General features: G+C 65.8%; 21 protein-coding genes. 8 read left to right on the top strand and 13 right to left on the bottom strand.

Translation table 11 applies throughout. The annotated features are described in order from the left end of the window. Positions 1 to 17: 17 nt before the first annotated feature. Together ACP156_RS05645 and ACP156_RS05640 are read right to left on the bottom strand one after the other, a co-directional pair. Entirely contained in the window at positions 18 to 2,291 is a 2,274-nt protein-coding gene (locus tag ACP156_RS05645; RefSeq protein ID WP_425050326.1) for a glycosyltransferase family 2 protein, read from the bottom strand. Then, the gene (locus ACP156_RS05640; protein ID WP_425050325.1) at positions 2,284 to 3,312 is read right to left on the bottom strand and encodes a glycosyltransferase family 2 protein; all 1,029 of its coding nucleotides are present in this window, start codon (positions 3,310 to 3,312) and stop codon (positions 2,284 to 2,286) included. Before ACP156_RS05640 ends, ACP156_RS05645 begins: the two co-directional genes overlap by 8 nt. Positions 3,313 to 3,417: 105 nt before the next feature. Here ACP156_RS05640 and ACP156_RS05635 point away from each other — a divergent pair, with 105 nt between their 5' ends. Continuing rightward, complete coding sequence (locus ACP156_RS05635; RefSeq protein WP_425050324.1) at positions 3,418 to 4,953, top strand: hypothetical protein; 1,536 nt, start codon at positions 3,418 to 3,420, stop codon at positions 4,951 to 4,953. A 32-nt stretch (positions 4,954 to 4,985) separates the two neighbouring features. Then, the gene (locus ACP156_RS05630) at positions 4,986 to 5,924 is read left to right on the top strand and encodes a phosphoadenosine phosphosulfate reductase (protein ID WP_425050323.1); all 939 of its coding nucleotides are present in this window, start codon (positions 4,986 to 4,988) and stop codon (positions 5,922 to 5,924) included. A 56-nt stretch (positions 5,925 to 5,980) separates the two neighbouring features. On the opposite strand, the gene ACP156_RS05625 is transcribed toward ACP156_RS05630, so the two are convergent. Beyond that, positions 5,981 to 7,105 carry a glycosyltransferase family 2 protein gene (locus tag ACP156_RS05625; protein ID WP_425050322.1) on the bottom strand — a complete coding sequence of 375 codons (1,125 nt, stop codon included), beginning with the start codon at positions 7,103 to 7,105 and terminating at the stop codon, positions 5,981 to 5,983. Continuing rightward, positions 7,102 to 10,221, bottom strand: coding sequence for a glycosyltransferase family 2 protein (locus ACP156_RS05620; RefSeq protein ID WP_425050321.1), 3,120 nt, complete (start codon positions 10,219 to 10,221; stop codon positions 7,102 to 7,104). Before ACP156_RS05620 ends, ACP156_RS05625 begins: the two co-directional genes overlap by 4 nt. Before the next feature lie 359 nt (positions 10,222 to 10,580). On the opposite strand from ACP156_RS05620, the gene ACP156_RS05615 reads away from it, so the two are divergent. From ACP156_RS05615 to ACP156_RS05600, 4 genes are all read left to right on the top strand, one after another. Next, positions 10,581 to 10,703, top strand: a complete 123-nt coding sequence (locus tag ACP156_RS05615; protein ID WP_425050835.1) for a hypothetical protein — start codon at positions 10,581 to 10,583, stop codon at positions 10,701 to 10,703. After that, positions 10,679 to 11,011 carry a DoxX family protein gene (locus ACP156_RS05610; protein ID WP_425050825.1) on the top strand — a complete coding sequence of 111 codons (333 nt, stop codon included), beginning with the start codon at positions 10,679 to 10,681 and terminating at the stop codon, positions 11,009 to 11,011. Before ACP156_RS05615 ends, ACP156_RS05610 begins: the two co-directional genes overlap by 25 nt. A 130-nt stretch (positions 11,012 to 11,141) precedes the next feature. Next, positions 11,142 to 12,506 (top strand): sensor histidine kinase, encoded by a 1,365-nt coding sequence (locus ACP156_RS05605; RefSeq protein ID WP_425050320.1) that lies wholly within the window; start codon positions 11,142 to 11,144, stop codon positions 12,504 to 12,506. Continuing rightward, positions 12,503 to 13,153 (top strand): response regulator, encoded by a 651-nt coding sequence (locus ACP156_RS05600; protein WP_425050319.1) that lies wholly within the window; start codon positions 12,503 to 12,505, stop codon positions 13,151 to 13,153. The genes ACP156_RS05605 and ACP156_RS05600 overlap by 4 nt, the downstream gene beginning before the upstream one ends. A 2-nt stretch (positions 13,154 to 13,155) precedes the next feature. On the opposite strand, the gene ACP156_RS05595 is transcribed toward ACP156_RS05600, so the two are convergent. Next, positions 13,156 to 13,737: a 2OG-Fe(II) oxygenase family protein gene (locus tag ACP156_RS05595; protein WP_425050318.1), complete on the bottom strand. Its 582-nt coding sequence runs from the start codon at positions 13,735 to 13,737 to the stop codon at positions 13,156 to 13,158. 118 nt (positions 13,738 to 13,855) lie between these two features. Then, a complete protein-coding gene (locus ACP156_RS05590) occupies positions 13,856 to 14,299 on the bottom strand; it encodes a hypothetical protein (RefSeq protein WP_425050317.1) in 444 nt (147 codons plus the stop codon). 276 nt (positions 14,300 to 14,575) lie between these two features. Between ACP156_RS05590 and ACP156_RS05585 the strand changes: the two genes are divergently transcribed. Continuing rightward, entirely contained in the window at positions 14,576 to 15,673 is a 1,098-nt protein-coding gene (locus tag ACP156_RS05585) for a tRNA-dihydrouridine synthase (protein ID WP_425050316.1), read from the top strand. A gap of 67 nt (positions 15,674 to 15,740) precedes the next feature. On the opposite strand, the gene ureG is transcribed toward ACP156_RS05585, so the two are convergent. The 7 genes from ureG to ureC all read right to left on the bottom strand — a co-directional run bounded on the left by ureG (position 15,741) and on the right by ureC (position 21,381). Then, a complete protein-coding gene (ureG, locus tag ACP156_RS05580; protein WP_425050315.1) occupies positions 15,741 to 16,349 on the bottom strand; it encodes an urease accessory protein UreG in 609 nt (202 codons plus the stop codon). Next, the gene (locus ACP156_RS05575) at positions 16,346 to 16,942 is read right to left on the bottom strand and encodes an urease accessory protein UreF (RefSeq protein ID WP_425050824.1); all 597 of its coding nucleotides are present in this window, start codon (positions 16,940 to 16,942) and stop codon (positions 16,346 to 16,348) included. The genes ureG and ACP156_RS05575 overlap by 4 nt, the downstream gene beginning before the upstream one ends. A 26-nt stretch (positions 16,943 to 16,968) precedes the next feature. Next, the gene (gene ureE / locus ACP156_RS05570; protein ID WP_425050314.1) at positions 16,969 to 17,517 is read right to left on the bottom strand and encodes an urease accessory protein UreE; all 549 of its coding nucleotides are present in this window, start codon (positions 17,515 to 17,517) and stop codon (positions 16,969 to 16,971) included. Positions 17,518 to 17,581: 64 nt separating this feature from the next. After that, positions 17,582 to 17,764: a hypothetical protein gene (locus ACP156_RS05565; RefSeq protein WP_425050313.1), complete on the bottom strand. Its 183-nt coding sequence runs from the start codon at positions 17,762 to 17,764 to the stop codon at positions 17,582 to 17,584. A gap of 120 nt (positions 17,765 to 17,884) precedes the next feature. After that, a complete protein-coding gene (locus ACP156_RS05560; protein ID WP_425050312.1) occupies positions 17,885 to 18,562 on the bottom strand; it encodes a hypothetical protein in 678 nt (225 codons plus the stop codon). Positions 18,563 to 18,631: 69 nt separating this feature from the next. Further along, complete coding sequence (locus ACP156_RS05555; protein WP_425050311.1) at positions 18,632 to 18,808, bottom strand: hypothetical protein; 177 nt, start codon at positions 18,806 to 18,808, stop codon at positions 18,632 to 18,634. Positions 18,809 to 19,671: 863 nt separating this feature from the next. Then, on the bottom strand, positions 19,672 to 21,381 hold the full coding sequence (gene ureC / locus ACP156_RS05550) for an urease subunit alpha (protein WP_425050310.1): 1,710 nt from the start codon (positions 21,379 to 21,381) through the stop codon (positions 19,672 to 19,674). 613 nt (positions 21,382 to 21,994) lie between these two features. Here ureC and ACP156_RS05545 point away from each other — a divergent pair. Further along, complete coding sequence (locus tag ACP156_RS05545) at positions 21,995 to 22,837, top strand: c-type cytochrome (RefSeq protein WP_425050309.1); 843 nt, start codon at positions 21,995 to 21,997, stop codon at positions 22,835 to 22,837. Positions 22,838 to 22,958 lie beyond the last annotated feature (121 nt).

The raw sequence follows: 22,958 nt of genomic DNA, 5'->3' as shown, positions 1-22,958 counted from the left end.
TTCAACCGGAGGCATGATCAGTCCACCGCCCGTCCGGATGGCGGATCGCAGTTGAAGAAGAAGTCGGGCGGCGTGTCGGGACCCAGCACGCTGTCTGGAATCACAGAGGGGCCGTTCAGGAAGACGTTCATGCCGAAGTGACGGTGCATCCGGGACAGAAGTTTCATGCGCCGCGACGTCAGGCTGTCGAACAGCGCGGCGTAATCGGGGTCGGCCTTCAGGTCGGCGATCACCGCGCGGTGGCGGGCGACCGAGACGGAATGCGCGGCGGCGATCTCGGGGTCCGCCATCAGCGCCGCCAGTTCCGCATCCAGCGCGGCGTCGCGCCGGCGGATGGATCGGTCTTCCTCGGCGTTGTTGTTCATCCGGAACCAGTAGCCTTCGCGCTGGTCGTGCTCGACATGGTTCACCCGTCCGCGCCGGCGTTTCACCAGATAGCTTTCCGCCGAGCGCACCGCGTAGTGGTTCAGCGTCACGAGGTCGTAGCCATAGCTTTCGCCGGTGCTGCGCCAGCCGGTGCGCAACACGCTTTCCGGCATCGGTTGACCCGAGCCGTTGACCCACCGCACCTGCCCGGCGCGTTCGGGGTTCAGCTTCTTCGGGCGATGCACCGCCAGCCTGCCGAACAGATTCTGGTTCCGGTACAAGGTCTTGAATGCCCACGCCTGATGCGGGCGGCGGATCAGATGCGGCGCGCACCGGTGAAACTGGCGGGTGACTGGCACGTCCTCGAACGCGTCGATGTCGGCATTGCCGAACAGCCGCCACGTCAGCGAGATCGCGTTGGCGCCGCCGATCGCGGCGTAAAGATCGGGCAACCGCCCCTCGCCCACGTGGATGTTGACGAACTCGTCCACGTCCATCGGCAGGATCCATCCCGCCTGCTGCACCACCGACTCGTCCGACGCGGCCCGCAGCGCCGCCTTCTGCGGCTTGTCGCCGGTCTCGCGGAACGGGTTCTGCCGGTGCTGCACCATCCCGCGCGCCTGCAACAGGTCCAGCAGCTTGTCGGTGCCGTCGTCGCAGTCGTTGGTATAGATCAGGAAATCGTCCACCCCGATCATCCGGTGCCAAGCGAGCCATTCCAGCAGAAACGGCCCCTCGTTTTTCATGCAGGTCACGACCACCGTGCGCTCGGACGGCGCGGGAGGCAGCGGTGTCGCCGCCTTGGCCGGTGTGCTGCGCTGGGGCGGCAGGACCGGGTCGGCCCCGAACTGCCCGGCCGCGCGGCGGATCAGGGCGGGGTCGCCCACCAGCCGGTCCTTCACGATCAGGTCCTGCACCGCGTTGTCGGGGAACAGCACGTTCTGGCAGCGATCGAAGCGGCGGATGTCCTCGGCGTCGGCCCGCATCCCGACGATGCCGCCGGGGTGCCACATCGCGTCGGCCCCGGTGCGGCGCGGATCGGCCGCCCAGCGGTTGCCCGCCCCCTCTGGCGGCTGCGCGCGACAGATGTGGTCGCCGAACGCGGGCCGCAGGCTTTTGCGCACCCGCCACGGAAAGATCTGCTCGCCCCGGATCGCGACCAGCCCGGTGTCCGAGCCGCGCGCGGCTTCGAACACCGTGTCGCCTTCGGGCGCGGGCGGCAGCAGGTCGGGCGGGTTCAGGGTCACGACGCCCCGCGCGTCCGCCAGAAACCGCCACTTCAGCGCGTCGAACACCAAGGGCTGCCCCAGCGGCGCGCGCCACGGGTCCGGCGCGGGCGCGCCGTCCCACCGGCGCGGCGCGGACAACGGGTCGCCCAGCCCCGGCGCGTCGGCCATGCCCATGGGGTCATCCGAGGTCACGACGATCACCCGAGCCAGCCCGGTCACATCGTCCAGCAACTGCGCCAGCTTTGCCGCGAAGGCGTCTCGGTCGTCGCCCGGCGGAGTGCGGTCGAGGATCAAGGCGGCCTGCGCCCCCTGCGTGGCGACGTGATAGCGCAACCAGTCCGCGACCACCTCGGCAGCTTCGTGATGGCGCTGCGCCAGAAGCACGTTCAGCCCTGCGAAAAGGTCGGTCTCTGGCGCGGCAGGCGTGAGTTCACCCGTCACATCGCCAAGGCGCACCCGCAGCGGGCCGTCGCCCACCGTCGTCTCGGCGGTCGCGATCACATGGCCGCCCGCCGTGGTCGCGGTGCGCACCCGCAGGTCGCCCGCGTCGCGCGTCAGCCCCGGCTGCACGCCACGCGCGAACCACAGCCGCACCGCGCTGCCAAAGACCGACGGCCAGCGCAGCGCCTCAAGCAACGGCGCCTGTCCCAGCCGTCCGCCCGTCAGGCTGCGGGTCAGCACCACCGGCTCAGCCATTCAACGCCTGAAACCGGGCGACAAGGTCGCGGATGTCGTCGTCCGGCAGGGGCGCGCTGTCGGCGGCCAGAAGCAGGCGGCCGTACAGCTTCAGCTCCGCCTCGTCCCGCATCATCTCTTCAAACCGCGCGTGGTGCCACGCCAGCGCATCCGCATGCAGCCGCGCCATACCGGGCAGGCTCATCACCTCGTCCAGCGCCGCACGAACGGCGGGCGCGTGGCGCGAGATCGAGACGTCCTCGACCGTGTTGAAGTTGCGTTCGACCCAGTACATCAGGTCGATGGCCTTGCGCTTGCGGTTCGGCAAGCCGCGCAGGCGCTTCAGCATGAAACCCTCGGCCGACCGCAGCGAGTAGTGATTCAGTTGCACAAGCGCCGACCCCTCGGGCAGCCCGAACAGCGTGATCCGCTGGTCGTTCTGGGCGAACCAGTCCGGCAGCGCCCGCCCCGATCCATCGACCCAGCGCGCCGCCTGCCCCTTCTTGTTGCGCGGGCGGTGGACGCCGGGGCGCGCGAAAGGACCGTCGCGGCGGAACAGCGTCTTGAACTGCCGCCCGCCCACCGGATAGGCGCAGCCCGGCGGGGCGGCGCGGGTGAAGGTTTCCGTTGTCGGCGCCTCGGTCAGTCGCCGCTGCCCGTTGCTGCCGAAGATGCGCCACGGCAGCACCACCGCCTCGGCCCCGCCGACCGCGGCCACGAGATCGGGCACGGTCTCGAGCGGCGCACGCAGGTTCACGAACTCGTCGCTGTCGATCCCGAGAATCCAGTCCGCCTGTTTGCGCAGGGGATGCGCCCAGGCTTCTTTCAGCGCGTTCCACTGCACCGATTTCCCGGCGGGCGGGTGGTTGGGCAGATGGGTCACGCCAAGGGGCGCCATCGCATCCAGCATCGCATCGGTGCCGTCGCCGCAGGCGTTCGAGAAGATCAGGAAATCCGTCACCCCCAGCGCGCGGTGATGCGCCACCCATTCGGGCAGATGCGGCCCCTCGTCGCGGACCGCCGAGACCAGAAGAACCCTCACCCGCTTGTCCCCGAAATGATTGCCTTTTCCCTGCGCATTTGCGATCCATCTGCCCGTTGTCGGCCTTATCGCATACCCGCCGATGAATGATAAGGAGGCAGGCCAGTGACCCGCGAATACCAGATCGGCGCATTGTGGATCGGCGGGGCGCTCAGCTTCATGGAGCAGCTTTGCCTGAAGTCGTTCCTCGACGCGGGCCAGCACGTGAAGCTGTTCACCTACGGCACGGTCGAGAACATCCCCGAGGGGGTCGAGGTCGCCGACGCGAACGCCGTCCCGCCGATGGACACCGCCATCCGCCACACCCGCACCGGCAGCCCCGCGCCGCAGGCGGACCGGTTCCGCTATCACATGCTGGCGCAGCACGACGACATCATCTGGGCCGACACCGACGCCTACTGCGTGCGCCCCTTCACCACCGACAGCGGCCATTTCCATGGCTGGGAATCCGAACAGCACGTCAACAACGGCGTGCTGGGCCTGCCGCAAGACAGCGAGACGCTGCGGCAGCTGGTCGAGTTCACCTCGGACGAATACGCGATCCCGCCGTGGCTGCCCGCCGACGAGCGGCGCAAGCTGCAAGAGGCAAAGGACGCCGGCAGCCCCGTCGGCGTGGGCGATCAGCAATGGGGCGCGTGGGGGCCGCGCGCGCTGACGTGGTTCCTGCAGCAAACCGGAGAGATCCGGTTCTCGCTGCCCCGCGCCGCGCTGTATCCGATCAGTTTCCGCGAGCGGCGGATCATGCTGCGCCCGGACAACGAGGCGGACCGGTTCATCACCCCGCAGACCCTGTCGATCCATTTCTACGGCCGCCGCATCCGCAAGCGGTTGCAGGAATCCGAGGGCGGAACGCCGGACCCGGCCTCGCTGATCGGGCGGCTGCTGGTGAAGCACGGGATCGACCCGGCGGACGCCCCCCTGCCCGCCCTTGCCCCCGAGCCCGAACCGCTGGAGCCGGAAGACCGCCATGGGCGCGGCGTGGTGAACCTGACCGATCTCGCCGATGCCGCGGGCTCGGACCGGGGCAGCCGCAAGCACCGCTATACCGAGCTGTACCAGATGCTGTTCCACCCCCTGCGCGAGCGGCCCATGACCGTCGCCCTTCTGGGGCTGGACGGCGGGCTGGGCGTGCAGGACCCCGACGCCGCCCCCGCGGTGGCGGAGGCCACGCTGCGGATGTGGCTGCAGTATTTCCCCAAGGCGCATCTGGCCGCCTTCGACATGGGCGAAGACGCGCCCTTCTCGGACCCGCGCGTCACCTATACCGCGACCGATTTCGAGGATGCGGGCGCCTTGGCGAAGCCCTTGAAACAGGCCCCGGACCTGATCATCGACGACGCCACACACGCCAGCCGCCACCAGCAAAACGCCTTCGCCGTGCTGTTTCCCCGGCTTGCGCCGGGCGGGCTATACGTCATCGAGGATCTGCGCTTTCAGCCCACGCCGTTGGAAGGTCAAGGTTCGGTCAAAACTGCGGCCCTTTTTCAAGGTTATCAGGAAACCGGGGTATTCGATCACCCGGATGCCGCCACCCGTGATGCGCTGAACGCGCTGCGGGCCGATATTTCCGGGTGCTTCCTGTTCCCCGCCCATTATATAAAGGGCCGGCGGGACCAACTGCTGGTGGTTCACAAGCGGTAGGCAGCTACAGGAAAAGAATGGCAGACGCCTCTATGATCGACCCCCCGGTTACCAGCGCCGACGAGATGCTGGACGGTCTCAAGCAAGAGATCGGCTCGGAAGGGTTTCAGTACCTACTCGACCGCGATCACTCGGTCACCTACCTGCCGCGCGGCGCCAAGCTTCTTGTCAGCTTCGAACGCGTCGAGGATACGCTCGACCTCAGCGACACCGGGATGCCGCTGGCGCTGGACTTCGCCGAGGACAAGAACTGGTCCGTCCTGCATTTCGCCGGCAATGACGACACGTGGTTCCGCAGCCAGGCGCTGTACGACTTCCTCGACGAGATGGTCGACGACGCCTTTTTCGAGGATTTCGACCGCGTCACCTTCTTCGGTCTCGGCATGGGCGCCTACGCGGCCGCCGCTTTCTCGGTAGTGGCGCCCGGCGCCACCGTGGTCGCCATCGCGCCGCAGGCCACACTGGACCACGAGCGCGCCGAGTGGGACACCCGGTTTCCCGCGTCGCGCCTGCTCGAGTTCCGCGACCGCTATGGCTATGCCCCGGACATGGTCGAGGGCGCGGGTCAGGCCTTTGTGCTGTACGACCCGATCGAGATGCTGGATTCCGTCCACGCCAGCCTGTTCCGTGGCGACAACGTCGTGCGGCTGAAGTGCCGCCACCTGAAAGACGGCATCGCGCAGGCGCTTCTGGACATGGACATGCTGCACAAGGTGGTCGAGGACGCTGCAGAAGGCCGCCTGACCGAGCCGGGCTTCTATGCCCTGCTGCGCCGCCGCCGCGACCATCCGCGTTACCTGCGCAACCTGCTGTTCTACATGGACGATATGCACCGCCCGTACCTGACGGCGCTGTATTGCGCGCATGTGCTGGAACGGATGAACGCCCCGGCCTTCCGCCGCCGCCTGAACGCGGCAAAGACCTCGCTTGCCGCCGAAGGCCGCCTGCCGCTGTGGCTTGACGACGAATGAGGCCGGGGACCGGAACTTTCTAGAAAATTCAATCTTCTAGAAAATTTTGCGCGGCCTCACTCCGCCAGCAGTTCGGGCACCCGTTCGATCCGCTCGAACACCTCTGGCGCGATGGCGTCGGGGCCGGTGTTGAACTGGTCGCGGGTCAGAAGGTTCAGGTGCCGTGAGATCAGCTTCATCCGGTCCGAGGTGATCTCGGCATGAAACGCCGCCATATCCTCGCGCGCCTTCAGGTCGCGGATCTTGCCGCGGTGCGCCTTCACCGCCTCGGCATGCCGCGTCTTCACGCCACGCAGCGCCAGCAGCCGGTCCAGTTCGGCCTTCGCGCGCGGTAGGTGGCGGCGGATCGAGGTATCGCGTTCCATGTTGAAATTCATGCGCAGCCAATAGGCCAGCCCCTGATCGCGGTCGACGTGGTTCACCCGTCCCCGGTCGCGCTTGACCAGAAAGCTGTCGGCCGAGCGCACCGCGTAGTGGTTCAGCGTCACCAGCCCGTAGCCATAGGAATGCGTACCAAAGCGCCAGCCATCCTCGCGGAACTTGCGCAGCACCGGCCGCCCCGAGCCGTCCACCCAGTTGGTGTGCTTCGTCGCACCCGCGCCGGGGTCGATCGGACGATGCACGCCCAGCCGCTTGTAGCGCCCGCAGGGCCACTTGCCGCCTGTCGTGCGCACCAGCGTCTTCACCGCCCATGCCTGAACCGGGCTGGGGCAGAACGCGGGCGCACAGCGGTCGAACTGGTCTGTCACCCATGCGTCGCGATAGCCGTCCACGTCGGAATTGCCGAACAGCCGCCACTGCATCGAGATGTTGTCGACATCCTCGCCCGCCGCCTGCCACAGCGCGTCCAGCGTGCCATCGCCCGCGTGGATGTTCACGTATTCGTCCACGTCCGAGACCATGACCCATTCCGCCCGCGCCACCTGCTCGGTGTCGTTGGCATAGAACAGCGCGCCCTTCTGCGGGTTCATGCCGCCTTCGATCCGCTGGTACGGGTTGTCCATCGTCGACAGGATGCCATGGCCCTGCAGGGTCTCCAGCATCTCGACGGTGCCGTCGTCGCAGTCGTTGGTGAACACAAGGAAATCGTCGAAGCCGATGGACCGGTGATAGGCGATCCATTCAAGGATGAACGGCCCCTCGTTCTTCATGCAGGTGACGATCAGGCGCGAGCCGCTCATTCCGCCGCCTCCGTCGCCTTGGCGTCAAGCTCTGCGCGCAACCGTTCGAGCGTCGCCGCGATGTTCTTCGCGTTGCGCTTTTTCAGAGTGTATTCGCAGATCCGGATCGCGGACTTCAGCTTGCCCCGCGCCTCGGCGTGCATCAGCAGGTCGTGCTGATAGCGCGGCAGGTCGTTGCGGGCGCGGAAGGCCGTGTAGAACAGCTTTGGCGTCAGCGTGCCCTCGGCGGCGGCGAACAACAGCGGCTTCAGGATCCCCATCATCACGAAGGCATTGGGCAACTGGTGGCCCATGAAGGGCGTGTGCAGCCATGTGACGTTGTCGCCCGTGATGCGCGAGACCTGATCGTAATCCGGTTTGAAGTAGGGATCGGCGATGATCGTCACCTGCCCCGCCGTGCCGGCCGCCCCCGCCGCGTCGGCAAAGCGTCCGTCCCAGTCCAGCCGCGCGGTCCAGCCCCAACGGTCGTCATCGGGCAGGATGCGGCGGTCCAACGTCGATTGCGGCGCGATGGCCAGCACGTTGGCGCCGGGCGCGCATTGGCTGTAGACCAGCGCGCCGAAGCCGCCCATCGAGGCGCCGTAGAACAGCACGTCGTCGAACTGCCCGAAGAACCCCTGATCGCGCAGCGTCTCGAATGCGTCGTGGACAAAGTCGTTGCGGAACCAGTTCCGTTTGGCTCCCATCACGCCCAGCACCGACGCCCCCATCTCGCCGGTCATCAGCTTGAAGCCCCATGGCCAGCGCTGACCCTCTTCCTGCACGTTCGAGATGTTGTCGAAGCTGACGATCAGCCGCTTCGAGCCCGGTGTGAACATCAGGGCGTTCTCGCCGCCTTCCCACAGGAAGCCGCCCTTCGCGGCGGCATGGGCGCGGGCCTCGTCGAAGCGGTCGTGCAACGGCGTCTTCGCCGCGCTTCCGGGCGGCTTCGGCAGGGTCAGGCCCGCAAGGGGCTTCGCCTTGGGCGTGGGTTTCGCAGGCTTCCGGGACTTGGGCGCCGTTTCCTCGGGGTCGGACAGCGCATCGGCCAGATCCTCGGTGCTTTTGTCGATGAACAGCGCGTCAGGGCGGCTGTCGTCCAGCAGGTCGTCATACAGTGCCCTGTAATCCTGCAGCCCCTTCAGATGCGCGATCCGCGCGCGGTGCCAGTCCACCGCCTCGGAATGCAAGGCGGCCAGCGCCGTATCGGCCATGAAGCCATCGAGGATCGGCCGCATCAGCGCATGCCGCGCCACGATCCGGTCGTCCGTCTCGGTCGCATAGTTGCGCCGGGCCCAGTACTCGATCCCCTGATCGTGCTCGGTGTGATTGATCCGACCCCGCTCGCGCTTCACAAGAAAGCTGTCGGCCGAGCGCAGGATGTAGTGGTTCAGCGTCGCCAGCCGGTAGCCCAGCGACCGCTTGGTCGAACGCCAGCCGTTGTTCGTCAGCAGTTGGTCCGGCATCGCCCGGCCCGACCCGTTGACCCAGCGCACCCGGTCCACGTCATCCTCGTCGATGCCCAACGGGCGGTGGACGCCGATGCGGGTGTAGGGCGAGGACTTGTGGAACATCGACTTGAAGCCCCAGCCAAGGCGCGGCTTGGGGATGAATTCCGGCGCGCAGGCGGTGAACTGTTCCGTGACCGGGCGGTCCTGGTACTCCGCGATCCCCTTGTTGCCGAAGAACTTCCACGTGAACGAGATCACGTTCGGATCGTTCGTCGCGCGGAACAGGTCGGCGAAGGTGCCGTCGCCGACGTGGATGTTGACGAACTCGTCCACGTCGATGGTCAGCACCCAGTCGGCGGCCTTGTAGCAGTCTTGCTTCACCGCGTCCTTAAGCGCCTCGTGCTGCGGCTTCTTGCCCGACGCCGGATCCCACGGGTTGATCGCGCGGGTGACGTGGCCAAGCTCTTGCAGACGGTCGAGGATGGCGTTCGTGTTGTCGGTGCAGTCGTTCGTGTAGACAAGGAAATGCGTGGCCCCGATGCCAAGGTGATAGGCGATCCATTCAAGGATGAACGGCGCCTCGTTCTTCATCGAGGTGACGATCAGGATGTTGTCGTTCTTCTGAGCCGTCTTAGGAGGCGACAGCCAGCCGGTGATCGTGCCGGTGCGGCTTTCAAGCTCGTCGGTGCGGCGCTGGTACTCGGGCGTCTGGCGGTTTTCCATCACCGGCAGGTCCGCCAGCGCGGCGGGCGGCGTGACGGTGACATGCGCGGTCTGCGACACCAGATCGGCCTTCGCGGCCGGCTGCGACTCTGGCAGCGCCGGGGCGGTGGCGGCCTGCTCGGCCACCACATGCGCGGGCGGCTCGTCGGGGATCGGGAAGGCACGCGGGTCGATGCCGTGACGGCTGAGCGCGCGGCCCACGAAACTGTCGGGATCGGGCACACCGTTTTCATGGGTCACGATCCGGCGGCGCAGGCGGCGGTTCCACAGGTGGACGCCATAGCATCCGTCGGTCAGCTGGTCGTCGATCACGCTGCCCGGAACCAGCAGGTCGCGGCGGTCCTTGAACGAGATCGGATAGAAGGCCATCTGCGGCAAGACGTGTTCCATCTCACCGGTTTCGTTGAGGAAATAGGTCACCGCAGCCGGCCCCCACACGCCCCACTCCATCTCGGAGACATGCACGGGGCGGCCATCCTTCGCCGCCTTCTCCATCCGGGCGCGTTCCTCGTCCGGCGCCCATGGCGGGATCGGGTACTCGGTCGCGCATAGCTCGTTCAGCTTCTTCAGCGTCTTAGAAAAGCGCGGCAGCCCCAGCACGGCGTTGCACACCAGCTTGTCCGGTTTCTCCCAGCCGAAGACCCACTGATCCTCGAAATCCCAAGGCCGCATGCACAGCACGTCAGCGTCGATCCAGATCACGTTCTGCAACTCGATCATCCGGTAGCGGAATGCGTCCGCGTGTACCGCAGGAGAGCCGGACTTGGCGTGCCGGATATAATTCTCATTGGGGAAGATGAGGTTCGCGTCCAGCACCTCGACCCCTTCGGGCACGCCGCCAACCTCGCCATAGGTGTACAGGACCGTCCGGTGCCCGTGATCGACGAAACTTTTCAGACAGACCTGTTCCAGAAAGCTGAGACGGCCGCCGATCCAGAGGGAGGCGACGATGGGAAGCGACATGCAACTACTCTTCATTTCTGCGTCGGGCCTGCGATGGCCGCTCTGCCGGCGGCGTTGGCGGGATCATTGCCGGAAGGTGGTTAAAAAACAAGGGTCGGACGGGGAAACGGGCGCCGGGGATGGCGTCGGAGACACGGGTCCGCGCCGCATCGGCTTCGGGCGCCTGCGGACACCCTCGGCAGACATCCGCGATAGAGAGCTTGCGTCAGACCACCGGAGCAGGGCTGCGCCCACGTCCGCGCATTTGAGAATAATTCAGAGAAATTCATTCTCTACAATCTCCATTTCATACGCAATTAGACAGCCGTACATCCGCCCTCAGAAACGTCGCACAGAGCGGCAAACACGAGGACAAGACAATGGTCGACCTTTCTTCCAACATCCTGGGCGTCTTCGGCGCCGGTTCCATAACTGCCATCGCGCTGGCCACCCTGCTGCTGCGGGCGGTGCTGGGGGCCTGTTCCTGGCCCGCGCCTACCTGAAAAGCTTCGTATTCACGCCCAAGGGCGCAGTCGGCTACTTTGCCTCGCTGGGCGTGCCGGGCTGGTTCGCCCATCTGACCATCGCAGCCGAAACGCTTGGCGGCATCGCCTTGATCCTCGGTTTCCAGACCAGCCTTGTGGCCATCCTGCTGATCCCAACGCTGCTGGGCGCCTCGATCCTTGCCCACGGCAAGAACGGCTTCTGGTTCACCAATGAGAACGGCGGCTGGGAATATCCAGCCTTCTGGACCATCACGCCGGTCGAGCAGGCCCTGCTTGGCGGTGGCGCTCTGGCCCTGACGGCCTGACCCTCTGCCCCTTGCGCCGCGTGACCAGCGCGACGCCGACACGGCCCTGGGGGATTGGCAGAGCTTCGCCGCTCAAGCATCGGACCAAGGTCGATTGCCCCACATCGGCAAGTGGCGGATATTTCCAGTCATGTCGCTTGCCCTGAACAAGGCTTTTGCCAAGGCTTCCCTCTCGTTTCGCTTTCTGAAGTCAGGCAGCGTCATCCTCGTGCTCGCGGCGATCTCTCTTGCGGTGTGGGTGGGCCGCAAGATCGAGGCCGGGGTCGTGCAGAACTACGGGACCGCTGCAGCGCTGTATTTTGAAAGCCTCGTTCCTCAGATCCCGTTCCTGCAGACCCCCTTCGACACGCTGTCACCGGACGCCAAGGACGAGCTGACCCGGATCTTCGTCGACGGTATCCTTCGGGAGAGGATCGTGACTTACAAGGTCTGGTCTCGCGACGGGACCATCCTTGCCTCGTTCGACCGGACGCTGGAGGACCAGACGTTCCCGGTCTCCGACGCTCTGACGCGCGCATGGGACGGCGAGGTGACGGCAGATTACGAGTTCGTGGAGCTTTACGCTGAAACAGATGGCGCCAGTATCGAACTGCCCCTGCTCGGCGTCTACGTGCCCATCCGCAACCTCGACACCGGCGAGGTCACGTCGGTTTTCGAAATCTACCAGCGGGCGGAAGAGCTGATCGAAGACATCGCTAGGGCCCGTCGTCAGACTTGGCTGGTGGTATTCGCCGTTTTCCTTGCAAGCGGCGGGTTGCTGTTCGGCATCGTCCACGCGGGAAGCCGGCTGATCGAGACGCAGCAACTGCGGCTTCGGCGGCAGCTTCGCGAGAACACGGAACTGAAAGACCGCGTTATCGAAGCCGCCCGCCGCTCGACCGCGCAGACCGACCGGGTTATGCAGCGCATCGGGATGGACCTGCATGACGGCGTCGCACAGCACCTGTCGCTGATCGCCCTGCGTCTCGAAGGGGCCGGGCTGGCCGAGTCCGAGGATGCGGAGATCGTGCGGACCGCGGTCGTGAACGCCATGTCGGAACTCAGGGCGATCTCGCGCGGGCTGGCGCTGCCGGACATCGACAACCTGACCCCATCGGATATCGTCACGCGGGCGATCGAGGATCACACCAAGGCGTTCGGGTCCAAGGTGACCTTCAGCACAGGCGACGATCCGTCCTATGCCGTCGGTCTGCCGACCAAGTCCGCCCTGTACCGCGTGACGCAGGAATTGCTGGCAAACTCGTACAAACACGCCCGGGCCGACACCGTGGACGTGACCCTGCGCCAGACTCCGGACGCCCTGATACTTGCCGTGTCGGACGACGGGGTCGGATTCGACGCCGGCACCAATACACTTCGGCCCGACGGCGGACAGGGACTGACCGGGATCACGGACAGGCTGGTCTCGCTTGGCGGCGCCCTCGACATACGGTCGGCGCCCGGCGAGGGCACCACCATGTCCGTCACACTCCCCCATGAAGGAGCAACGCTGTGACCATCACGATCCTCGTGGCCGACGACCATCCGATCTTTCGCGACGGGCTTGTGCGAAGCCTTGAAGAGGATGACAGGTTCTCGGTCGTCGGCGTCGCCTCGTCCGCGGCCGAGGCCATCGGGCTGGCGGCGACCCACAGGCCGGACGTGGCATTGCTGGACCTGTCCATGCCCGGAGGCGGACTGACCGCCATCGCGCAGATCGCGTCGGAAAAGACGGCGGCGCATGTGGCGATGCTGACGGTGTCGGAAGACGGCAAGGACGTGTCGGACGCCCTGCGCCTTGGCGCGAAGGCCTACATCCTGAAAGGCGTCTCGGCCCGCGAGCTGCGGGACATCCTGCTGAAAGTCGTTCGCGGAGAAACCCATGTCTCTCCAGGACTGGCCGCGAAGCTTCTGGCGTTCATGACGGGCGGCAAGACCGACGCGGACCGATCACCGCTGGAAGACCTTACGAAGCGGGAAGAAGACATTATGAAGCTCGTCGCGACGGGTCAGAGCAACAAGGAAGTCGCCGAGGCGCTGGGGCTGAAGGAAAAGACGGTGAAGCACTACATGACCGCCATTCTGGAAAAACTGCACGCCCGCAACCGGGTTGAAGCCGCTATTATGGCGCAGAAGGCGTTCGCGGATCGCACGGACGGCTGAGGTCAGCGCGCGTTGTCCGGTTCCGAGAACGTCGCATTGAACGCGATGCTGATCCGCTCGGCGTCCGTGGCGTTCGGATGGACCCAGTGCACGAGGTACGACGGGAACAGGATCATCTCGCCCGCGCGCGGCCGAACGCTTTTCTTCGGCCGAAACGCCGACGCGTCGAGAATACGCCAGTGCGCGAGGTCACAGCGGGGATCCAGGAACTCGATCCGGCCAGAGTCAGCGTCCTCTGCCTCGGGCTGCGAGACATAGTAGACCCCGGACCAATGCGCGCCGGGATGTGTGTGCGGGGCGTTATAGGCGCCGGCGCTGTTGATGTTCATCCAGCCGAACAGTTTCAGTTGAAGGCGATCCAGATCGGCTTTGCCGATGGCAGCGGTCGCCTGCTTCACGGCCTCTTCGGCAAGGACCGACAGCAACACGAAGCACGGGGCCTTCTCAGTGAAAAGGTTGCCCTTGGAATGCCAGCCGCCCCTGTTCGACTTCGCAGAGCCATCGCACCGCTGTCGCAACGCCCTGCCGTCTGCGATCAAGGCGTCGTTGATCGCTTCGTGGCCGTGGACCTCGAAGGAAAACATGGGAGTCGAGAACCGTCTTTCGAAGGACGTTCGTTCGATCTGCATGAGCGATCCTTTCACGATGCGGCGTGCCCGCGCACTCGGCGCGCGGACACGCGGTCGTCAGAAGCGGAGCGGACTAGTCGTCGTCGCCCTCGTCGTCGTCCCCGTCATCGTCGTCGTCATCGTCGCTGCTGTCGTCGTCCTCGTGATCATCGTCGCCCGACCGATCGTCGTTCCGGTCATCGTTCGACTCGTCATCGTTGCGATCATCACCTTCGTCGTCGGAACTGTCGTCGTCGTTGTTCCGGTCGTAGCGGTCGTCATCGGACTCGTCGTCGTTCGAGTCGTCATCATGCGACATTTGGATTTCGGACGCCGAGACGAAACCGTTCCGGTCACGGTCACTTCGTCTCAGTATATTTCCCGCGCCCTGTCGGCCGAAGGCGGCCTCGAGTTCCGCGCGCGATAGCTGTCCGTCGCCGTTTGCATCGACAGAGCTGAACGTGCGGGATTGGGCCATGGCCGGCACCGCGGCAACGGCACACAGCGAGGTTGTAAGAAGCAGGTGGCTGAGTTTCATCGCATTTCTCCTGGGCTGGTATGCCCGATACTGGAGCATCCCCGCGACGGCGGGCACCTGCGGACGTCTGAGCATCTTTCAGACCAAGGTCGGGAAACCCCAAGCCGCTCGGACCCGGAGCGCGGGTGCATGCCGGATCGAGCAACTGCCCATGTTTCGATCAACATGCGCCTGCACTCAGCCCGTTTCGGGGTCGCGATCGGGGATCGTCGCGAAAATTATTGACTTCTTGGTCAAAAATTACGGTGCTGACCAAGAACCACCCGAGGATGTGCCATGTCGTATGATCTTACCACACAGTTCACCGGCCTTAAGTTCGTGAACCCGTTCGTTCTGGCCTCGGCCCCGCCGACGGAAAGCAAACGCAAGATTCTCAAGGCGTTCGAGGCCGGCTGGGGCGGTGTCGTCACCAAGACGATCGGCCTGCACCCGGTCGAGAACGTCGCCGGGCCGAAGACGATCTTCCAGCGCGCCAGCGAAGAGAAGCCCTATGTCTCGCGCAACAAGCGCGCCGACACCGTGTCGCATTCGTCTTGGAACTGGGAACTGATCTCGGACCAGCCGCTGGAACAGTGGCTTCCGGATCTGGAAGAAATCAAGACCACCTACCCCGACCGGATGGTCATCGGCTCGATCATGGCGGGCGCGGGCAACGAGGAAGAACTGGAGAACTGGCGCAAGCTTGCGCGGGCCGTCGTAAATGCCGGGTGCGACGCGCTGGAACTGAACATGTCCTGCCCCCACATGGATCGCAAGGACATGGGCGCCCATATCGCCAATGACGAGGACATCATCCGCTCGATCCTCGGTGCCGTGACCGGCGCAGTGGACGTTCCCGTCTGGGTCAAGCTGACGCCCGCGACCTCGACGCTCGTCGATGCGGCAGGCGCGGCCTATGACGCGGGCGCGTCCTGCATCTCGCTGTGCAACACCTTCCCCTCGCTGCCGCTGATGGACCCCGAGACCTTCAAGTTCGAGGTCGAGGTGGACGGGCTGGTGACGTCCGGCGGCCTTGGCGGGCTGGCGATCCTGCATCAGGCGCTTCAGCGCGTGTCCGACATCTCGCGCGCCTACCCGGACAAGGCGATTTCCGGCATCGGCGGCATCAAGGGCTTCCGCGAGGCGTTCAACTTCATCGCGCACGGCGCGGGCAACCTGCAGATCTGCACCGCCGCGATGGAGGAAAAGGGCAGCGGCGGCATCGGCGTCAATCTCATCAAGGACCTGACGACCGATCTTGGCGACTACCTTGAGCGCAAGGGCTATTCGTCCATCGAAGAGTTCCGGGGCATCGCGCGCGAGCGGATCGTGGAACATTCGCAGGTCCGCCGCAAAAGCGACGCCTACAACGGCGGTTACGCGAAATCGGCCTGAGCTTGCCGGACCAAGAAACCGGCAGCGGGAGCGTTGCTTCCGCTGCCGACAGCGCCGGACGGAGCCGCTAAAGCCCGCCCTCTTCCTTCAGGAAGGCCACGACCTCGGCGATGCCCTTGCCGGACTTCACCCCGGCCATCACGAAGGGCCGCGTTCCCCGCGCCACCCGCGCGTCGGCCTCGAGCTGGTCAAGGTCCACGCCCACATAGGGCGCCAGATCCGTCTTGTTGACGATCAGCAGGTCCGAGCGCGTCAGCCCCGGCCCCTTCTTCCGCGGAATGTCCTGCCCCGCCGCCGTGTCGATCACGTAAAGCGTCAGGTCCGCCAGTTCCGGCGAGAAGGTGGCGGCAAGGTTGTCGCCGCCGGACTCGATGAAGATCACGTCGAGATCGTCGAAACTGGCCCGCAACTCGGCCACGGCGGCAAGGTTGATCGAGGCATCCTCGCGGATCGCGGTATGGGGGCAGCCGCCGGTTTCCACGCCACGGATGCGTTCCAGCGGCAGCGCCTGCGCGCGCATCAGGTACTCGGCGTCCTCGCTGGTATAGATGTCGTTGGTGATGACGGCGACGGAATAGTCTTCCGACATCGCCCGGCACAGTTGCTCGGTCAGCGTCGTCTTGCCCGCGCCCACCGGGCCGCCGATGCCCACGCGCAGGGGTCCGTTTCCGCTCATGTCCTGAAGATCCTTACGTCCATCGTCTCGTGCCGCATGGCTGCCAGATCGCCGCGCGGGACGAAAGAGGCGATGTCGTCCGCGCCCTGCCCCGCAGCTTCGGACGCCACGGTCTCGATCATCGCGTGAAGCCCCGACAGCACACGCTGCCCCTCGGCCTGTCCCAACGGCACGAAGCGGACCGCCGCGCTGACGAGGTTCGAGGCGAAGGCGTGCAGGTAGACGCCGATCACCTGTTCCGCAGGCAGGCCCAGCCCGCGCGCGGCGACGCCTACGGCGACGGGGAACGGCAAGGGATCGACCGGCGTGCCGGTGGCGGTGGCGGCTTCGGCGAAGGCGCGGCCCTGCGCGATGGTTTCGTCCCAGCGCTCGCGGGACGCGGCCAGTGCGCGGGCGGTGGCGGCAAGGCTGGCGGCGTCCTCTGCGCGCAAGGCGCAGGCCAGCAGGATCGCGTCGGCCCGGCCCGCGCCAAGGGTCAGCACGTCGCCCAGCCATGCGGCCAGGGCGTCCGAGGTGGTCACCTCACCGGCAGCGACAGCCTGTTCCAGACCGTGCGAGTAGGCGAAGCTGCCCACCGGAAACGCGGGCGACATCCACTGGACCAGCGTAAGAAGGCCGCTCACTCCTCCTCCCCGGCGTCGTCATCCTCGTCGTGGGTATGTGTCCCGTGGTGGTGGACATGCGAATGCGCGTGACCGTGATCATGCGAATGGCCGTGGTCGTGGCCCATCGTCCGCCCGTGGCCATATGCGCCGCCTTCGGGGGTGAAGGGCTCGTCGACCTCGGCGACCAGTGCGCCCAGCCCGACGAGCATCCCCGCCAGCACGTGATCGCGCTGGATCAGCAGGCGGTCCGCCTCGATCTGGCAGGGCGTGTGGCGGTTGCCGATGTGCCAGGCCAGACGCGGCAGGTGGTCGCCGGTGACCGACAGAAGACCCTCGGCGGCGGCCTCGACCGCGATCAGGCGGCCGTCTTCCAGCACGAAAGCGTCGCCATGGCCAAGGCTCACGGCTTCAGACAGGTCGGCGAGGAAGGAAAACCCGCCCGCAGTGGTGAGACGCTTGCGGCGCAGAAGGCGCGCATCATAGGTCATCACCACGCGGTCGAACGGTTCAGCCTGAAGCGGCCCACGCTGGATGTCCAGCGCCTTTGGAAGGACATCGCTCATCGCGCACCTCCCGTCGTCCGGATCGAACCCCGGACATCGCTCCGCGCCCGCAGGCGCGACGCGATCAGTTCCAGGCGCGTCCGGTCATGGACAGCTTGGCAAGGCCCTCGCGAGTGTAGCCGCGAACAGCGAGCTGCTCGTCGGACAGCGAAAACAGGTCCTCGTAGCCGGTCGAACCGAAGCGGCGGAGGAAGTTGGTGAGGCCCAGCCGCAGCGCGGTGAAGGGCAGCATGTAGGTGGTGTTCATCTTGGCGCTCCTGCGCAATACGTAAGCAGTTTGAAAACTGCCCGCTATTTGCACAGTGCGCGACGACTTGGCTAGGTGCGCGCGCGGATACCCGCCTTGCCAGGCTTGCATGGCTCGTAGTCATTCCACCGCCTCGATCTTGATATGATTGGTGAAAAGGTCCGGCTCCACCCCGACCGAGCCGCTTTCGGCAAGGTAAGAGACGCCAAATTCCGTCAGGTAATAGTAAACGTCCTGAAACGGCTCCTGGCTGCCGGTGTAGACGGCGGTGACGGGGATATAGTCGTAGGAACACGCGCCATAGCTGATCCGGCCCGGTTCGCCGAAGCGGTAGGACTGGCTTTCCGCCACGTCGGCAAAGTCGCTGCCGCCGAGTCTCACGTCGACATCCCAGCCCTCGCCCGGCACCGGGTCCGGCATTTCGGCGTCGGAGACCGGGAAATTGACGATCAGGCTGGGCCAGAACGAGACCTGCCCGTCGTCGAGGAACCACGATCTGGTCAGGTACAGGCCGTGCGCCAGTCGCATCACCACGCCACTGCCCTCGGTATCCTCGAACCGGACGACGAAGCTGCCATCATCGTCGAGGCGGATCGTCTCGACCTCGCCCACGTCCGAGGTCAGCCGAATCCCCTTTTCGAGATCGGCCGCGGTCGGGCAGTCCGGCGCATTGGCGGGTGATGTCTCTGGTCCGGTCGAGGAACTCGGGCCGGATCGGCGCACGCCCTGCGCGGTGGCAGGCTCTGCGGCAAGGGCTAGGGCTGCGGTGAGAAAGGCCGCGGCCAGGTCGTATCGCATGTTTTCGCTCCCGTCAGACGGGGCGAGTGTCCGCGCATCCGGGCGCGGACACAAGAGGCCGAAACGGCCTTACATGTAGAAGATGTCGCGGTAGACGTGGCGCGGAATATCCTCGCGCTTCAGGCCCATCGCGGACAGTTCCCTGTCGCTTTTCGCATTCAGCTTCTGGATCTCGCCCATGCGCGAGCGAGAGGCCAGGTAGGCGTTGAAGCCTTGTCCGAGGCTGGCGAAGAAATTGTCCATCATTGCACGTGCGCTCCGTTCTTCCGGTGTTTCACGGGGTATGCCCGTCAGCCTGTAGATGTCTGCCATGGGAAACCTCGCTGGGTGACAGTCTGGTTTCCTCCCTTGATCAAACAAATAGCCTCGCTGCGCCGCAGCGACAAATGCTGCCTCTGCGAAGCCGGTATTCGCGAGAGACATGGCAGATTTACTGACCTTTTACGTTTTTGTGCGTGGGAGTGGGCGCGGTGGAACGGCATCGCGTCGTGGGGGTGTGGGTGGGATGGGGTGGAACCCCATCCTACGGTTGTTGGTGAGGTGGGTTGGGTCGGTTTCGCAAGATGGGGTGGAACCCCATCCTACGCTTGTTGGCGGGGCGGGTTATAGTCGGTATCGCACGATGGGGTGAAACCCCATCCTACGCATGTTGGCGGGGCGGGTTTTGATCGGTTTCGCAAGAAGGGGTGAAACCCCTTCCTACGCTTGTTGGTTAGGTGGGTCTGGAACGGTGCCGAACGATCGGGGGTCTTACCCCATCATGCCAGCGCCATACCGTAGGATGGGGTTTCACCCCATCAAGCGCATCACAGTGACCCACGTAGGATGGGGTTCCACCCCATCACGCCACCGCAATCGCCAGACACCCACGTAGGATGGGGTTCCACCCCATCACGCCACCACAACCGCCAGACGCCCACGCAGGATGGGCTTCCACCCCATCACGCCACCACAACCGCCAGACGCCCACGTAGGATGGGGTTCCACCCCATCACGCCCCCACAACCGCCAGGCGCACACGCAGGATGGGCTTTCCCCCCATCACGCCACCACAACCGCCAGACGCCCACGAAGGATGGGATTCCACCCCATCCCCCCACGCCCCCGGATCAAAACATGAAATACCGCTGCGCCATCGGAAGCTCTTTCGCCGGCTCGCAGGTCAGAAGCTCGCCGTCGGCGCGGACCTCGTAGGTCTCGGGGTTCACCTCCATCGACGGCGTCGCGGCGTTCATCACCATGTCCGACTTGCCGATCTTGCGGGTGTTCTCCACCGCGACCAGTTCCTTCGCGATGCCAAGCTGGCCGCCCAGCCCGTTCGCCACGGCCGCCTGACTGGCGAAGATCACCGCCGAGTTCTCGACCGAGCGACCGAAGGCGCCCCACATGGGCCGCGAGTAGACCGGCTGCGGCGTCGGGATCGAGGCGTTCGGATCGCCCATCTGCGCCATCGCGATGGTGCCGCCCAGCAAGACCATCTCGGGCTTCACACCGAAGAAGGCGGGCGACCACAGCACGAGGTCGGCGCGCTTGCCCGGCTCGATCGAGCCGATCTGGGTCGAGATGCCGTGCGCGATGGCCGGATTGATCGTGTACTTGGCGATGTAGCGCTTGACCCGCACGTTGTCGTTCGCGCCGGTCTCGTCGGCCAGACGGCCGCGCTGTTTCTTCATCTTGTCGGCGGTCTGCCACGTCCGGATGATCACCTCGCCGACCCGGCCCATCGCCTGACTGTCCGACGCGATGATCGAGAACGCGCCCATGTCGTGCAGGATGTCCTCGGCGGCGATGGTCTCGCGGCGGATGCGGCTTTCGGCGAAGGCCACGTCCTCGGGGATCGCCTTGTCCAGGTGGTGGCACACCATCAGCATGTCGAGGTGTTCTTCCAGCGTGTTCTGCGTGAAGGGCCGCGTCGGGTTGGTCGAGGACGGCAGGACGTTCTGCTGTTCCACCACCTTGATGATGTCGGGCGCGTGCCCGCCCCCCGCGCCCTCGGTGTGGAAGGCGTGGATGGTGCGGCCCTTCATGGCGGCGACGGTGTTCTCGACGAAGCCGCTTTCGTTCAGCGTGTCGGTGTGGATCATCACCTGCACGTCCATGTCGTCCGCCACCGACAGGCAGCAGTCGATGGCGCCGGGGGTGGTGCCCCAGTCCTCGTGCAGCTTCAGCGCGCAGGCGCCGGCCTCGACCATCTCGACCAGCGCGCCGGGCTGGCTGGCGTTGCCCTTGCCCGCGAAGGCAAGGTTCATCGGGAAGGCGTCGGCGGATTGCATCATCCGGGCAAGGTGCCACGGGCCGGGGGTGCAGGTGGTGGCCAGCGTGCCGTGCGCGGGGCCGGTGCCGCCGCCCAGCATCGTGGTCAGGCCCGAGTGCAGCGCGTCGTCGATCTGCTGCGGGCAGATGTAGTGGATGTGGCTGTCGAAACCGCCGGCGGTCAGGATGCGCCCCTCGCCCGCGATGGCCTCGGTGCCGGGACCGACGATGATATCGACGCCGGACTGGGTGTCGGGGTTGCCCGCCTTGCCGATTGCCGTGATGCGGCCGTCCTTCAGGCCGACGTCGGCCTTGTAGATCCCGGTGTGGTCGACGATCAGCGCGTTGGTGATCACCGTGTCCACCGCCCCGCCCGCGCGGGTGACCTGCGACTGCCCCATGCCGTCGCGGATCACCTTGCCGCCGCCGAATTTCACCTCTTCGCCGTAGGTGGTCAGGTCCTTCTCGACCTCGATGATCAGGTCCGTGTCGGCCAGGCGCACCCGGTCTCCGGTGGTGGGGCCGTACATGTCGGCATAGGCGGCGCGGGAAATACGGGCGGGCATGGTCTCTCCTCGTAGCAGGCGGCATCGGGAAGCCACCGGCGACCAGCCGGCGTCAGGATGCTGCCGGTCAGCTTGCCGATCCGGCGCGCCAAGGCAAGACGGGGCCACGGTTTTTCCGCCGCAACACCCCACGCCAAGCGGATTTTCCCGGTCCGGCGCGCGATTTCTCGGCGTTTGGCGGACGCGGCGAAATTTTTGGCCGGTAAGAAAAAGTCCGGCGCCCCGCCATGTGCCATCTACACGGTGTCGATGCGAAGGACCCAATACCCAACCCATTCTTCGCATCGGCCGGCAAGGCGGCAGAGCGGCCGTTTTTGGACAATGGTCGCGCGGACCAACCGGATACCGGGGTGCGCGCGAAGAAAAGGAAGGGACGGATCCGTCCGGTTCTTCGACGGTTGCCTGCCGTCCTTGCCGATTGTCTTCCGGGGGCCACCACTCACAACAACTCCCCGGGGCCGCCCCTCGCGTCGACGGACGCGAGGGGCACTTTGAACCACATTGACGTAAGGTAATATTTCGCGTTATCCTCCTGCCATAAACAACTGTAAATTATAAGAATAATACCGCAGGTCCGGGCATTCCGGGCCTGCGGGTTTGGGAGGAGTCTGACATGCACAGCCGGATCCTGGCTGCGGTCTGCCTTGCGGCGACCGCCGGGACAGCCAATGCCGAACCAAGCGTCGAACGGGGCGAATACCTCGTGCGCGGCCCGATGGGCTGCGGCAACTGCCACACGCCGATGGGGCCGGAAGGCTTCATCGCCGACATGGAGCTTGCCGGGCGCCTTGTGGAACAGAACGAGATGTTCACCGCCATCGCCCCCAACATCACCCCCGCCGGAGCCGTGCAGGACTGGTCCGACGCCGAACTCGCCCGCGCCATCCGCGAGGGGATACGCCCCGACGGATCGGTGATCGGTCCGCCGATGCCGTTTGCCTTCTACAAGGGGATCGGCGACGACGACCTGATGTCGGTGGTGATGTTCCTGCGCACCCTGCCCGGTGTCGAGAACGACGCGGGAAAGTCCGCCTACAACATCCCCCTCGCCCCGGCCTATGGGCCGCCGGTCGAAAGCGTGACGCCGCCCGAGGCCGCCGTCACGGCGGAATACGGCGCCTATGTCGCGGGGCCGATGGCGCATTGCATGGAATGCCACACGCCTATGGGGCCGCAGGGTCCGATGATCGACACCGATCTCGGGCGCGGCGGGTTCGAGTTTCACGGGCCGTGGGGCACCTCGGTCGCGTCGAACCTGACGCCGCATGAAGACGGGATTGCCGGCTATTCGGACGATGAGCTGAAGGCGATGATCACCGAAGGCGTTCGCCCGGACGGCAGCGCGATGCGTCCGCCGATGCCCTACGGCCATTTCGCCATGATGACGGACACCGACCTTGACGCGGTGGTGGTCTATCTGCGGCAGCTGCGCCCGCTGTCCGACACCGTGGAGTGATCCCGCGCCCGGCAAGCGGCGTTTGTCCGCCTGCCCGATCCGCCGCAGTCTGCCTGCGAAACAGGCGGGCTGCCGCTGCGGCAGCCTGTCCGGCCCGGCTCCGGCGTTTGTGATTGGACAG

The sequence above is a fragment of the Psychromarinibacter sp. S121 genome (assembly GCF_049801035.1).
In the GTDB taxonomy this organism is placed as follows: domain Bacteria; phylum Pseudomonadota; class Alphaproteobacteria; order Rhodobacterales; family Rhodobacteraceae; genus Psychromarinibacter.
The sequence above is the reverse complement of the archived record's forward strand: the minus strand, read 5'-3'. Positions and strand labels throughout refer to the sequence as shown.